General features: G+C 47.5%; 11 protein-coding genes and 1 pseudogene. 11 read left to right on the forward strand and 1 reads right to left on the reverse strand.

Translation table 11 applies throughout. From position 1 onward, the window contains the following. Positions 1-2: 2 nt before the first annotated feature. From VC178_RS07250 to rlmD, 7 genes and pseudogenes are all read left to right on the forward strand, one after another. Entirely contained in the window at positions 3-1,262 is a 1,260-nt protein-coding gene (locus tag VC178_RS07250) for an efflux RND transporter periplasmic adaptor subunit (protein WP_323482061.1), read from the forward strand. Further along, positions 1,263-4,340, forward strand: a complete 3,078-nt coding sequence (locus VC178_RS07255; protein WP_323482062.1) for a CusA/CzcA family heavy metal efflux RND transporter — start codon at positions 1,263-1,265, stop codon at positions 4,338-4,340. A gap of 2 nt (positions 4,341-4,342) precedes the next feature. Further along, positions 4,343-5,128 carry a 5'/3'-nucleotidase SurE gene (gene surE / locus VC178_RS07260; protein ID WP_323482063.1) on the forward strand — a complete coding sequence of 262 codons (786 nt, stop codon included), beginning with the start codon at positions 4,343-4,345 and terminating at the stop codon, positions 5,126-5,128. 29 nt (positions 5,129-5,157) lie between these two features. Beyond that, positions 5,158-5,781 (forward strand): annotated as a pseudogene (locus VC178_RS07265) (protein-L-isoaspartate(D-aspartate) O-methyltransferase); the annotation flags it as partial. Next, positions 5,778-6,563: a peptidoglycan DD-metalloendopeptidase family protein gene (locus VC178_RS07270; protein WP_215294951.1), complete on the forward strand. Its 786-nt coding sequence runs from the start codon at positions 5,778-5,780 to the stop codon at positions 6,561-6,563. The pseudogene VC178_RS07265 and the gene VC178_RS07270, both read left to right, overlap by 4 nt. 25 nt (positions 6,564-6,588) lie before the next feature. Then, positions 6,589-7,410, forward strand: a complete 822-nt coding sequence (locus VC178_RS07275; RefSeq protein ID WP_323482064.1) for a 3'-5' exonuclease — start codon at positions 6,589-6,591, stop codon at positions 7,408-7,410. Then, entirely contained in the window at positions 7,403-8,839 is a 1,437-nt protein-coding gene (rlmD, locus tag VC178_RS07280; RefSeq protein ID WP_323482065.1) for a 23S rRNA (uracil(1939)-C(5))-methyltransferase RlmD, read from the forward strand. The genes VC178_RS07275 and rlmD overlap by 8 nt, the downstream gene beginning before the upstream one ends. A gap of 321 nt (positions 8,840-9,160) precedes the next feature. On the opposite strand, the gene VC178_RS07285 is transcribed toward rlmD, so the two are convergent. Next, positions 9,161-9,862 (reverse strand): Bax inhibitor-1 family protein, encoded by a 702-nt coding sequence (locus VC178_RS07285; protein WP_323482066.1) that lies wholly within the window; start codon positions 9,860-9,862, stop codon positions 9,161-9,163. Positions 9,863-10,145: 283 nt separating this feature from the next. Between VC178_RS07285 and ndk the strand changes: the two genes are divergently transcribed. From ndk to hisS, 4 genes are all read left to right on the forward strand, one after another. After that, the gene (gene ndk / locus VC178_RS07290; RefSeq protein WP_215294943.1) at positions 10,146-10,571 is read left to right on the forward strand and encodes a nucleoside-diphosphate kinase; all 426 of its coding nucleotides are present in this window, start codon (positions 10,146-10,148) and stop codon (positions 10,569-10,571) included. Positions 10,572-10,646: 75 nt separating this feature from the next. Next, positions 10,647-11,822: a 23S rRNA (adenine(2503)-C(2))-methyltransferase RlmN gene (gene rlmN / locus VC178_RS07295; RefSeq protein WP_416350547.1), complete on the forward strand. Its 1,176-nt coding sequence runs from the start codon at positions 10,647-10,649 to the stop codon at positions 11,820-11,822. Positions 11,823-11,835: 13 nt separating this feature from the next. Further along, positions 11,836-13,113 carry a flavodoxin-dependent (E)-4-hydroxy-3-methylbut-2-enyl-diphosphate synthase gene (gene ispG, locus VC178_RS07300; protein WP_323482068.1) on the forward strand — a complete coding sequence of 426 codons (1,278 nt, stop codon included), beginning with the start codon at positions 11,836-11,838 and terminating at the stop codon, positions 13,111-13,113. A gap of 30 nt (positions 13,114-13,143) precedes the next feature. Then, entirely contained in the window at positions 13,144-14,484 is a 1,341-nt protein-coding gene (gene hisS, locus VC178_RS07305) for a histidine--tRNA ligase (RefSeq protein ID WP_323482069.1), read from the forward strand. Positions 14,485-14,536: the final 52 nt, after the last annotated feature.

Below are 14,536 nucleotides of genomic sequence, written 5' to 3' on the forward strand. Positions count from 1 at the left end.
TTTTGAAGGACAAGTTACTGAACATCCTAAAGCGCGCTACTGAAGAGGCTAAGAAGCTCAAGGACAGGTTTGTCGCTCGTATTGAAGCTAATACGAATGAGATCCATCGCTCTTACTGGGCATTGCCATTAGAGACTCGCGCTCGCCTGCGCTTGATATTGATTTGCGTATCTATTCTGATGCTCGGTATTGTGATTGGTTTGTTTGTGAACGTGAACCGTCCAGTCAAATTGGAGAAGAGTAGTAAATCACTGTCGATTGAAAGTACTGGCGCAATGGAGCTTAAGTTGCCAGGCGTGGAACTCAATCCCAGTATCTATGTATTCCAAGATGCGCAAAAAGTACAAGTTGCGGTCGAGCTGAAGGTTCCTGGCCGTTTAGCATTTAATGCTGAAAAATCGAAAGTGCTCTCCGCTAGGGCTCCTGGTAGGGTGGAGCGCATTTACGCATTTGATGGTGCTCAAGTGGAAGTGAGCTCGCCTATTATTGAGTTGTACAGCCCCGAGTTCCTCTCGGCACAACAAGAGTATCTGCTGTCATCAAAAACGTCCAAAGTGCTGGAAGCCAATAAGACAATGAGCGACCTGTTGGGGGATGCTCAAATCACACAACAGGCTGCCGCAAACCGGATGCGTAATTTAGGTGCGAGTGATGGCGATATAAAGTCTTTAGATAAGACAGGAAAAACTCAATACAACTTGGTCATGCGCTCACCATTACAAGGGGTAGTCGTCAAGCGCGCTGTTGATCCCGGCTCAATTGTGAATGCGGGCGATGTCTTGGTAACCTTGGCTAATCCTAAAGAGCTATGGTTCTTAGGTAATGTATACGAGCAAGATATTCGTAAGATTCAAAAAGGGCAGACGATGATTCTGCGCTCAGAGTCCTATCCAGACAAAGAGTTTATTGCTACCGCTAACTACATTGCGCCGGCGATTGACCCAGAGACTCATGCTTTGTTGATTCGCTGCGATGTTGAAAATCCTGATGGACTATTGCGCCCAGATATGTACGTTAATGCCCGACTCAAAACGGGTGAGTCAGAGGCAGTCGTCGTTCCGCAATCAGCAATTGTACGGGTACGTGAGATGCGTTACGCCATCATCAAAACGGGTGCAGATACTTTCCGTCGCTTTGCTGTAAAAGGGTATGACCTCGATGGTAAGCGTTTTGCAGTTACTGAAGGTCTAGAGCCTGGTATGAAAGTGTTAACTGATGGCGCTGTCTTACTGAACGACCGTTTTGCTAAGCAGGAGGAATAATTGAGTTTTGTTACCTCCTTCATTCGGGGAGTTTTAGATAAGCGCGTCATTATTCTATTTGCCGCAGCGGTGCTGTTGGTGCTCGGTTCATTTAGCTTAAAACAGTTACCGATTCAGCCATATCCTGGCGTTGCGCCGCTGACGATCCAAGCGATCTCTCAATGGCCTGGTAGAAGTACGACTGAAGTTGAGCAACAAGTTACCATTCCGGTTGAGAATGCCTTAGCGGGTATTCCGGGTGTAAAAGCATTTCGCTCAGTATCTCTTTTTGGTTTATCGGTTGTCACACTTAAATTTAATGACAACGCTGATCCGTTTAAGGTGCGCCAAATATTCATTACCAATTTAGGTAATGTCACGTTCCCGCCAGGCGTGAGTTCTAGTGTTAGCCCAGATTCAGATGCGACGGGTGAGATCTTGCGCTATCAAGTGACTTCTGATTACGCATCGCCTACTCGCCTCAAGACCCTACAAAACTACGAAATCTACAAAGAACTCAAGCAGACCCCAGGAATCGCCGATGTATCTTCGTTCGGTGGCAAGGTGCGTCAATATCAAGTGATTGTGAGTCCAGAGAGTTTGCAGTCCAAGGGCGTTACTGTTCCACAATTAATCGAGGCTTTATCTAAGGCTAACGACAATACCGGTGGCGGTGTACTACCTAGTGGTGAACAGCAATTTGTGGTGCGTGGTGTGGGCTTATTGAAAAATATTGAAGATATTAAACAAGTCATCATCGCTGTAAATAAGGGTGTGCCTGTGCGCATTGGCGATGTGGCAACAGTACAGATTGGTAATGCACCACGTTTGGGTCTCTTTCAGTTTGATAACAATCCAGACTCAGTAGAAGGTATTGTGTATTTACGTCGGGGTGAGAACGCCTCTGAAGTCTTGGCTCGCGTTCGTGAAAAAGTTACCAATATCAATAATCACATCTTGCCACCTGGTATACAGGTAAAACCATTCTATGACCGTCAAGTTCTTCTTGACATCACTGTAGGCACGGTTAAGCACACCATGTTCTTTGGGATCACCATGGTCTTGGTATTACTCTATGTATTCTTAGGTAATCTACGCGCAGCTGCAGTGGTTGCTGCAGTGATTCCGCTGGCACTGTGTTTCTCATTCATCATGATGTATCTCTTTAATGTGCCAGCAAACCTGATTTCATTGGGGGCGATTGACTTTGGTGTGATTGTGGATGCAGCCGTGATCATCACCGAAAATGTGATGCGTCATATGGAAGAGGGTGGTAAGCGGGTCAATCAAAGCATCATTTTGGCAACGAGCGAAGTACAACGTGCCATGGTGTATTCAACTAGCATCATCATCGTAGCCTACTCACCCTTGTTTTTAATGGGTGGTGTTGAGGGCATTATTTTTAAGCCCATGGCCTTCACGATGGGCTTTGCTTTGGTTGCTTCAATTATTTTGAGTTTGACCTTCCTGCCGGCCTCAATGTCCTATGTCTTTGGTGAAAATTTTCATCATGAGCCACCAAAGTTTATTTCCTGGATGCTCAAGCGCTATCGCCCCTTGTTGCGTAACTGGATGGATCATCCACGCCATGTCATCGCTGTTTCTATTTTCATCCTTGGGTTGACTTTATTGAGCGCAACCCGTTTGGGAACCGCCTTCTTGCCAACGCTTGAAGAGAATAATATTTGGCTGCGGGTGACTCTGCCTAATACAGTAGATCTGGATTACTCCATTAAAGTCGCTAACCAGTTACGCGAAACCTTTCTAAAGCAGCCTGAACTAGAAAAGGTAGCAGTCCAAATTGGTCGACCAGATGACGGCACAGATTCGACGGGCGTATTTAACCAAGAGTACGGTCTGTATTTGAAAGCACCGGAAGAGATGCCTAAAGGCACTAATAAACATCTCTTGATTAAACACTTGCAGGCTGAACTCGATAAGATTCCTGGCGTGAATTACAGTTTCTCGCAATATATTCAAGATAACGTCAATGAGGCGCTCTCTGGCGTGAAGGGCGAGAACTCCGTCAAGATCTTTGGATCCGATCTCGAAGTCTTGAGTCAGAAAGCCCACGAAGTCGTGGCGCAGCTCAAGAAAGTGCGCGGTATCGAGGATGAAAATATCCTCAAAGAATTAGGTCAACCTACTTTAAATATTCAAATTGACCGCGATAAGGCTGCGCGTTATGGCGTCAATGTAAGTGATATTCAGACGGTGGTGGCTAACTCCATTGGTGGTGCACCCGTTACTAATTTCTTGGAAGATGAGAAAACCTTTGGTATTGCGGTACGTTTGAATGAAGCTAGTCGTAACGACATTCCGGATGTTTCTAATTTATTGGTAGATACGCCAAACGGTCAAAAAGTACCCTTGGCAATGGTTGCCAAAGTACAGCTCACCGATGGTCCTTTCTTTATTTACCGCGAAGCAGGTAAGCGCTACATTGCGGTGATCTTTAGTGTGCGTGGTCGTGATTTAGGTAGCGCTGTCGAAGATGCTAAGTACTTAGTGGAAAAGAACATCTCCTTGCCTACGAATTACATGATTGCTTGGGATGGTCAGTTTAATCAGATGAAGGCAGCACAACAAAAATTAATGGTGATCATTCCATTAACTCTGGTGGCGATCTTCTTATTACTTGTGACTGCCTTGGGTAATTTCCGTGACGCAGTCATTGTATTGATCAACGTTCCGTTTGCTGCTATTGGCGGCATCATCGCTTTGCATCTCGGTGGTGAAACCTTGAGTATTTCTGCGCTATTTGGGTTCTTATCACTGTTTGGAATTGCAATTCAGGATGGCGTGATTCTGATTTCTTATATTAATAAAACCGTAGCGGAAGAGCATGGCGCCATGAAGGATGCGATGGTTGATGGCGCAGCATTACGTGTGCGCCCTGTGTTAATGACCGCAATGTTAGCGGGACTTGGTCTCTTGCCGGCTGCCTTGTCACATTCAATTGGTTCTGAAGCACAGCGTCCGCTTGCTCTGGTGATTGTGGGTGGTATGGTGACTACAACAGTCCTCACTTTATTAGTGTTACCAGTGATTTATGCAGCCATGAGATCACGCGGAAAGCACAAGCCAGGACTGGTGTAGTGATGTCTAAACAACCCCATATTCTGGTATCGAATGACGATGGCTATTTGGCTCCTGGTTTATTGGCTTTAGTCAATGCGGTGTGCCCTTTAGGTCGTATTACCGTGATTGCTCCAGAGCAAAACCATAGCGGTGCTTCGAATTCACTCACACTTTCAAGACCGCTCTCGATTCATCGTGTGGCTGGCGGTGAACGTGACGGTTTCTTCTTTATTAACGGCACCCCGACTGATTGTGTCCATGTGGCAATGACTGGTTTCTTGGATGAAAAACCTGATCTAGTGATCTCAGGGATTAACCAAGGCGAGAACATGGGTGAAGATGTGCTGTATTCCGGTACAGTAGCTGCGGCAATTGAGGGTGTGATGTTTGGTGTGCCTGGCATTGCCTTCTCCCAAATTGATCGGGGCTGGAATCGTATTGAAGATGCCGCTAAAGCAGCGCATGATGTCGTAGTGCAGATGTTGGCATCCAAGCTCTCGCATAACGATGGCACTGCAACTTTACTCAACGTCAATATTCCGAATCGTCCTTATGCAAATCTCAATCGCTGGCGTGTGACCCGTTTGGGCAATCGCCACCACTCTCAGCCAGTTGTCGTGCAAGACAGCCCGCGCGGTGAGAAGATTTATTGGATTGGTGCGGCAGGCGAAGTAAAGGAAGGTTCCGAAGGGACCGATTTTCATGCGATTACTGATGGTTGCATTTCGATTACCCCTATGCAATTAGATTTAACGCATCACGCGCGTTTAGCGGCGATGCGAGCGAATGGTTGGGATCGCGCTTGAAGGCACCCACCGAGCGATTTGCCGCCTATCGGCAAGCACTAGCAGCAAAAGTACATGCTGCCGGTGTAAAACATGGCAAAACATTAGAGGCGATTGCTACTGTTCCACGTCATGCATTTATGGACGCGGGTTTGCACGCGCAAGCTTATGAAGATACGGCATTACCAATTGGGCACGAGCAAACGATTTCTAAGCCATCGGTTGTGGCGCGCATGATTGAGTTGCTGCATAAACCCAAACACCCCCTGGGCAAAGTCCTGGAAATTGGTACGGGTTGTGGTTATCAAGCAGCGGTGCTGAGTTTATTGGCCGATGAGGTTTATTCCATTGAGCGCATTCGTTCGCTGCACGATCTGGCTAGGGCAAAACTGCGCCCATTTCGGATTAATAATTTACGCCTGATTTATGGCGACGGTATTTTGGGTTTGCCACAAGCCGCCCCCTTTGACGGGATTATTCTGGCAGCGGCAGGTTTAGGGATTCCTGATGCCTTGCTGGATCAATTGGCTATCGGTGGACGCTTGGTAGCTCCGGTTGCCAAAAACGAAAAAGAGCAACAACTGGTGATGGTGGAGAGAATGAGCTCCCAACGCTATCAAAGAACTGTGCTGGACGGGGTCTTTTTTGTCCCCTTACAATCAGGGGTAGTATGAAATCGCGACTCGTTAATCCTATCTCTCATTCCATGACTAATGTATCTAGCAGCTTTCTGATCACAATCCTGTTGGCATCCGCAGTACTGATCGCAGGATGCTCTACTCCTCGCACTAAACCTGCGAATGTGACTGATCGCTCTGGGGGGTCTGTTGCGTATGAGCCAGCGCCTCCTGGTTACTATCGCGTCAAAAAGGGTGACACCTTAGCGCGTATTGCTTTAGATCACGGTCAGGCTCCACGGGATGTAGCCCAGTGGAATACTGCTGCCAATCCAGGCTTTAATCCCAATGTGATTGAAGTGGGTGATCTGGTTTTGGTTAAAGCGCCAGCCAGTGCTAAGCCCGCTGCACCTCTTGAGAAAAAATCTGTAGATGCCCCTGCTTCAGCAGAGCCTGCTAAACCCGAAGTGGTGGCAGAGCCTGGCATTCGTTTATCTTCACCCGCCAAAGGTAAAGTGACGAGCGAATTTAACGAAACCAATAAAGGGATCGACATTGCTGGCAAAGTGGGCGAGCCCATATTGGCAGCCTCTGATGGCAAAGTCGTTTATGCCGGCAACAGTTTGCGTGGTTATGGCAACTTAGTCATTGTGAAGCATGACAACACTTATCTCACGGCTTACGCACACAACAGCAAACTCTTGGTAAAAGAAGGCGATAGCGTGCGCAAGGGTCAGAAGATTGCCGAGATGGGGGATACCGATACCAATTCTCCTAAGCTCCATTTTGAATTACGCGTCAACGGCAAGCCAGTCAATCCAACGCCGTACTTGCAGTAAGCCTGCGGCGATAAGGCAATAGGCTATGGCCACCGTTCTTGTCTTTGATATTGAAACCATTCCTGATGTAGCAGGTTTGCGTCGTCTGGAAGATTATCCAGATTCGATGAGCGATGCCGAAGTTGCCGCTAAAGCCATGGCTGAGCGCGCCGCTAAAACTGGTAGTGAGTTTCTGCCCCTGTTTTTACAAAAAATTGTTGCGATCTCTTGTGTGATTCGGAGAACGACCAAAGAGGGTACACCGCAAATTAAAGTGGGTACCTTAGGCACACCCCAAGATGATGAGAAGGTGTTAGTGCAAGCCTTCTTTGACTTAATTGAGAAGTACACGCCGCAACTAGTCTCTTGGAATGGTAGTGGTTTTGATTTGCCTGTCTTGCATTATCGCGCGCTTGCAAATCACATTCAGGCGCCACGCTATTGGGAAATGGGTGAGAGCCAAGAGGCTGATAGCCGTGACTTTAAATGGAACAACTACATCAGTCGTTATCACATGCGTCACCTTGACATGATGGATCTTTTGGCTAAATTTAATGGCAGAGCCAATGCGCCATTAGATGGCTTGGCAAAGCTCTGCGGCTTTCCAGGAAAGATGGGTATGGATGGCAGTCAAGTGTGGCCTGCTTATCAAGAAGGTAAGATCGATGACATTCGGCGGTATTGCGAGACCGATGTTGTAAATACCTATCTTATGTATTGCCGCTTTCAATTACTGCGTGGCGGATTTTCTCTTGAGGAATACCAAGAAGAGATTGATTTTGTGAAAGCTTATCTAGAAAAAGAAGCTCGAGAGCCAAACGGTAGTCAGTGGCAAGAATATCTCCAAGGTTTCGCACCGGATGCGTAGAGGAGAGAAGCCAGTCAATCTTGAAGTGACTGAGCCAGTAAGAGTTGAAGCACTTGATTTAGACGCCCAAGGGATCGCCCGTTTAACACCCAATGAAGCAGAAATAGAACAAGGGCAGAGCGGTAAAGTCATCTTCATTCAAGGCGCACTCCCTACTGAGCTTGTCACCTACACCATCACTAGCGATAAAGCCCGCTTTAGTAAAGCCAAGGTACGCGACATTCTCAAGCCTGCAGTCTTTCGAGCAGAACCCAAGTGCGCAGCCTTTGGCGTCTGTGGGGGCTGCACAATGCAGCACTTAGATATTCGTGCGCAAGTCGCCATAAAGCAACGTGTGCTCGAAGATGATTTGCGCCACATCGCTAAAGTACAGCCCGAAGAAATTTTTCGCCCGATGGGTGGCCCCACTTGGGAATATCGCCATCGTGCCCGACTCAGTGCAGTCAATCGCTCAATTAAAAAAGGGACTGTACTCATTGGATTTCATGAGGGCAAAAGTAGCTATGTTGCTGACATGCTCGCTTGTGAGATCTTGCCTCAGCACGTATCTGATCTCTTGCCTGAGCTGCGCAAATTGGTCATGGGCTTATCGATTGTTGATCGCATGCCACAAATTGAAATTGCTGTCGGCGAGCCAGCAGATCCCCATTCTGATGACCCTAAGCAAAACAAGCCCGTTACTGCTTTAGTCTTTCGGAACTTGCAGCCTTTAACAACAGCAGATGAGCAACTCCTACGAGCGTTTGCAGATGAACATCAGGTTTGGATCTGGCTACAACCCAAAGGGATTGAGACGGTTGCTCCGTTTTACCCGGAGACCGGCAAGCTTTGCTATCGTCTACCTGACTTTGAAATCGAGATGCCATTTAAACCTACGGACTTTACGCAGGTTAATCACATGATGAATCGCACTTTAGTGAGTAGAGCGATTCGCTTGTTGGAAGTCAAAGAAACCGATCATGTGCTCGACTTATTTTGCGGGATTGGTAACTTTACCTTGCCGCTAGCGCGCAAAGCAAAACAGGTTTTGGGGATTGAGGGTCTAGAAACATTAACGACTCGCGCTAAGGCTAATGCCGAACATAATGGTTTACCAAGCAAGGTCCGATTTATGCAAAGTGATTTGTTTGAAGTCACCACCGAAACCATTGCATCCTGGGGCAAAGCAGAGCGCTGGTTAATGGATCCGCCGCGTGAAGGTGCGATGGAAATGAGTAAAGCGCTCGCCCAATTGCATCTGCAGAAAAGTGATTTGCTGCCAGAGCGCATTGTGTATGTCTCTTGCAACCCTAAAACTTTAGCCAGAGATGCAGACATCTTGTGTCATCAGGCCGGCTACACTCTCAAAGGGGCGGGTATCGTCAATATGTTTCCACACACCTCGCATGTCGAGTCAATCGCTGTCTTTGAGCGCTCAAAGGTGCTCTAAATCCCTGATTTAGAGACTTTTTTGGCTATTCCAGCGCCAATGTAGTGCATTGCGCATAGATGCGGTGCAGTGCAGTGAAAGCGTTGCCTTTCAGGAGCGTAGATTGAAATCGTACAGTGAAATATTGCTGTTAACGACTGAAGATCCCTGGAGCGCATCATGAAAACCTCAGATAGTTTTGCAATCCTATTGATTTTGATTGCACTCGCTTTTGCGGTGAGTATGTTTGTAGCTAGCTAATTTCTACTGACAAATCAGTAGAAAAGCAGTGAATAAAAAAGGCGCCCGCAGGCGCCTTAAGAGGACATCACACTAAAGTTTTTAGTCGCGATCGCCACCAACAATACCCAAGAGGGCTAGCAAGTTGGTAAAGACGTTGTACACATCTAAGTAAATAGCCAAGGTAGCCATGATGTAGTTAGTCTCACCGCCGTTAATTACTCGCTGTACGTCAACGAGGATGAAGGCGGAGAAGATTGCGATAGCCAGCACCATCACAGTCAACATCAAAGCAGGCAATTGCAACCAGATGTTAGCGAGTGAAGCCACGATCAAGAGCAATACACCCACCATTAACCATTTGCCCATGCCAGCAAAGTCACTCTTGCTCACAGTAGCAATAGTTGCCATAGTGGCGAAGATAGCTGCTGTACCGCCAAAGGACAACATGATGAGGGTCGCACCGTTGCTGTAGCTATTGAGGGTGAAGCCAATCAGGCGGGACATCATGATGCCCATGAAGAAGGTAAAGCCTAGCAGTAGGAGTACACCCACGCCAGTTTCTTTATTCTTTTCAATGGCCCAGAAGAATCCAAAAGCCACTGCCATAAATACGATAAAACCTAAGAAAGGGCTGTCAGAGAACAGGTTAAGACCCATCGCTACGCCTAGCCATGCGCCAATCACAGTTGGAACCATGGACAGGGCCAACAGGGCATAGGTATTGCGCAATACGCGGTTGCGTATCTGGATGTTGCTAATTGAGCCGGTCTGGCCAAAGCCGTAAGAGTTCAGATCACTCATATTGACTCCTTCATTTTCATAGTTGTAACAAGAGCCCATCAAGGGCTGTTGACAGTAAGTATAGACAAAATGCCCCAATTTCAAGCCCCCCAGGAAAAGACCTACTAATTAAGGGCTTATGTCTTGTAAATTCAAGGGCTTAGCCCTACAGATATAGGGGTAAATACGGTCAGGCAATGTATAATTCGGGGGTCGTTGAGGTAGAGAAGCTGTTTAAGTGGAATTTAAGCCTAAATCAGCCCTACCCAACAAAATACCTTTGAAATTACTACTGGAGTCTTGAATGGCAATTGAACGCACCCTTTCTATTATCAAACCTGATGCTGTCGCTAAAAACGTCATCGGCAAAATCTATGACCGTTTCGAATCCGCTGGTTTGAAGATCGTTGCTTCCAGAATGGCGCATTTGTCACAAACCGAAGCTGAGCAGTTCTACGGCGTTCACAAAGATCGTCCTTTCTTCAAAGATTTGGTGAGCTTCATGATTTCTGGTCCAGTCATGATTCAGGTATTGCAAGGCGAAGGCGCGATTGCAAAGAATCGTGATTTGATGGGCGCCACTGATCCAAAGAAAGCAGACAAAGGCACTATCCGTGCTGACTTTGCTGACAGCATCGATGCCAACGCTGTTCATGGTTCTGACGCTCCTGAAACAGCTGCTGTGGAAGTTGCATTCTTCTTCCCAGGCATGAATGTTTTCAATCGTTAATCAACACCTATTGATTCATAAGTAGGCGCATTGACCTCCCCGCGCGTAAATCTCTTAGATTTTGACGCTGACCAAATGGCAGCGTATGTCGCGGGGTTAAATGAAAAGCCCTTTCGGGCGAAGCAGCTCATGCAGTGGATACACCAACGCGGTATATCCGACATCAATGACATGAGTGATTTAGCAAAAAGCTTTAGAGCGATATTGCTCGATAAAGCCGAAGTCCTCTCGCTTCCCGTGATTAAAGATGAGCACGCGCACGATGGCACCCGTAAGTGGCTGTTAGATGTGGGTGCGGGTAATGCGGTCGAGTCTGTTTTTATTCCTGAAGATGATCGCGGCACGCTGTGCATCTCTTCTCAGGCAGGTTGTGCAGTCAACTGCCGCTTTTGCTCTACTGGACGTCAAGGCTTTTCTCGCAATCTGACTTCTGGTGAAATCATTGGCCAACTTTGGTTTGCTGAGCATCTTTTGCGCAATGATCCAGAGGCTGTGCGCAGAATTGAAAAATATCCAACCCCGGGTTGGGAACACACGGGTCGTGTGATCTCTAATGTAGTGATGATGGGTATGGGCGAGCCATTGCTGAACTATGACAATGTAGTCTCTGCACTGCGTTTAATGCTTGATGACAGAGCATATGGCTTATCGCGTCGTCGCGTTACCGTGTCGACCTCAGGCGTTGTACCCATGATTGATCGTTTGGCACAAGATTGTCCAGTGGCATTAGCAGTGTCATTGCATGCGCCGAACGATGCCTTACGTGATCAATTGGTGCCGCTTAACCAAAAATATCCCTTACGCGAGTTGCTTGATGCTTGTGAGCGTTACTTACCATTTGCGCCCAGGGATTTCCTGACCTTTGAATACTGCATGCTCGATGGTGTAAACGATTCTGACATCCAGGCAAAAGAATTGGTGCGTTTACTCAAAAACATCAAGTGCAAAATTAATCTGATTCCATTCAATCCATTTCCAGAGTCTGGTCTCAAGCGCTCCTCGGCTCAGCGCGTGAATGCCTTTGCTAGCATTCTGTTAGATGCGGGTATGGTGGCAACAGTCCGCAAGACTCGGGGTGATGACATTGCTGCCGCCTGTGGTCAGTTGGCTGGTGATGTAGTCGACCGCACACGAGTGCGCGAACGGGCTGTGCATAAGACTGAGATTGAACTTACTGAAGTAGAGTCTGATGAAGAGCCCGCTGCGTACTCCAATACGCAGCCAATAGAATGGCTTAAAAAGTTAAATTAAAGATTGGATCCTCATGAGTTCTGATAGTTCTTTGTCACCACTACCGAATTTACCTTTAGGTCCAGCGCCTAAACGGGCGACCCGTCAAGCAAGCGTTGCTTGGAAAACCAACATCATTACTGTCGGTGGTGATGCGCCAGTGCGCGTGCAATCGATGACCAATACGGATACTGCTGATGCAGTGGGTACAGCGATTCAGGTGAAAGAGTTAGCACGTGCTGGTTCGGAGATGGTGCGTATCACGGTGAATACTCCGGAGGCAGCAGCAGCAGTTCCTTATATTCGGGAGCAGTTGGACAAGATGGATGTCTTGGTGCCATTGATTGGTGACTTTCATTACAACGGCCATACGTTATTGAATGATTACCCAGAGTGCGCTAAAGCGCTCTCGAAGTACCGCATTAATCCAGGTAATGTGGGTAAGGGCGCAAAGCGTGACCCACAGTTTGCGCAAATGATTGAAGCAGCGTGTAAATACGATAAGCCCATTCGGATTGGTGTGAACTGGGGGAGCTTAGATCAAGACCTATTGGCTTCCATCATGGATAGCAATGCGGCCTTAGCCAACCCGAAGACAGCGCAAGAGGTGATGATTGAAGCCTTGATTCAATCTGCTTTGCAGTCTGCAGAAAAAGCCGTTGAGCTTGGCATGAACCCCAATCAAATTTTATTGTCATGCAAAGTGAGTAATGTGCAAGACTTGGTGGCGGTATATCGTGATCTTGCGCGTCGCTCTGACTACCCATTGCACTTGGGTTTAACTGAAGCCGGGATGGGCAGTAAAGGCATTGTGTCTTCAACTGCAGCAATGGGCATTTTGTTGCAAGAGGGTATTGGCGATACGATTCGGGTTTCATTAACACCTGATCCTGGTGCTCCTCGTGAAAACGAAGTGATCGTTGCACAAGAGATTTTGCAAACCATGGGCTTGCGTAATTTCACACCCATGGTGATTGCTTGTCCTGGTTGCGGTAGAACCACGAGTACGACTTTCCAAGAGTTGGCCGCCGATATTCAATCCTATTTGCGCCAACAGATGCCGATTTGGAAGAAATCTCACCCTGGCGTGGAGAATATGAATGTGGCAGTGATGGGTTGCATCGTCAATGGCCCAGGTGAGAGCAAACATGCCAATATTGGGATTTCCTTACCAGGAACAGGCGAGACGCCAGCAGCTCCGGTGTTTGTGGATGGCGTTAAAGTCAAGACCTTGCGTGGTGAAAACATTGCCCAAGATTTTCAGGTCATCGTCGACGACTACGTCAAACAAAACTACACTACCAAGAATTAATAAAGCTAAATAAGTAGAAGAATAAGAAGAATGACTGACCAAAGCAAAGACGCAAAAGCCCAAGCAGCGCAAACCAAAGTTCAGAAGATGAATGGTTTACGTGGCATGAATGATTTGCTGCCAGCTGATGCTGCGCCGTGGGCTCATCTTGAGCACGTCTTGCGGGATTTAACGCGCGCCTATGGTTATGAGTTTTTGAGAACGCCGATTGTGGAGGCGACTGCGGTATTTCAGCGAGGTATTGGTGAAGTGACCGACATCGTTGAAAAAGAAATGTATTCCTTTGAGGATCGTCTCAATGGCGAGCAACTCACTTTGCGTCCTGAAGGTACTGCTGCACTTGTGCGCTCGGTGATTGAAAATAATTTGCTCTACGAAGGACCTAAGCGTCTTTGGTATACCGGCCCGATGTTCCGTCATGAGCGTCCACAGCGTGGTCGCTATCGTCAGTTCCACCAGTTTGGGATTGAGGCGCTGGGCTTTGCTGGTCCCGATATCGATGCTGAAATCATTCTCATGGGTCAACGTCTGTGGGATGAGTTAGGTCTGAAGGGTGTTCGCCTGGAGATCAACTCTTTAGGTCAAGCCAATGAGCGCGCTGAGCATCGTGCCGCCTTAGTGACTTACTTTGAGAAAAATCAATCTCAGTTAGATGAAGATTCACAGCGTCGTTTACTCACCAACCCTTTGCGTATTTTGGATTCTAAAAATCCAGAGATGCAAGCCTTGATTGAAGGTGCCCCCAAGTTATTGGATTTCTTGGGTGAGGCATCGTTGGCGCATTTCAATGCAGTGCAAGCCTTAATTAAGGCGAACAATATCCCTTGCAAGATTAATCCGCGTCTAGTACGTGGCTTGGATTACTATAACCTCACCGTATTTGAGTGGATTACCGATGAGTTAGGCGCGCAGGGTACGATTGCGGGTGGTGGTCGTTATGATCCTTTGATCGAGCGCATGGGTGGTAAAGCAGCGCCAGCTTGTGGATGGGCTATGGGTATGGAGCGTGTTCTGGAATTGATGAAGGTTTCTGGCTCCTTGCCTGAAGCCCAAGCCCAATGCGATGTCTTTGTTTTACATCAAGGTGGCGAGACTTTAACTACCGCCATGATCATTGCCGAGCGTTTACGGAGCGCTGGTATTGACACTATCCTTTTCTGTCCTCCAGATGGTCAGTCTGCCAGCTTTAAGTCTCAAATGAAGAAGGCTGACGCCAGTGGCGCTGCCTTTGCCGTCATTATCGGCCCTGATGAATTAGCCAAAAATGAGGCTCAACTCAAAGACTTGCGGGGCACAGGTGAACAGCAGTCTATTCCCCTAGAAGGTGTACTGGAAGCAGTAATTGACGCTCTGGTAGGCGCCTCCGAATAGAATGGCTTAGTAGTCATTACATTCATCAAGAAATGAAGAACGAAATTAACCA

Origin of the sequence: Polynucleobacter sp. AP-Sanab-80-C2 (assembly GCF_035012965.1) — a bacterium.
Lineage (GTDB): Bacteria > Pseudomonadota > Gammaproteobacteria > Burkholderiales > Burkholderiaceae > Polynucleobacter.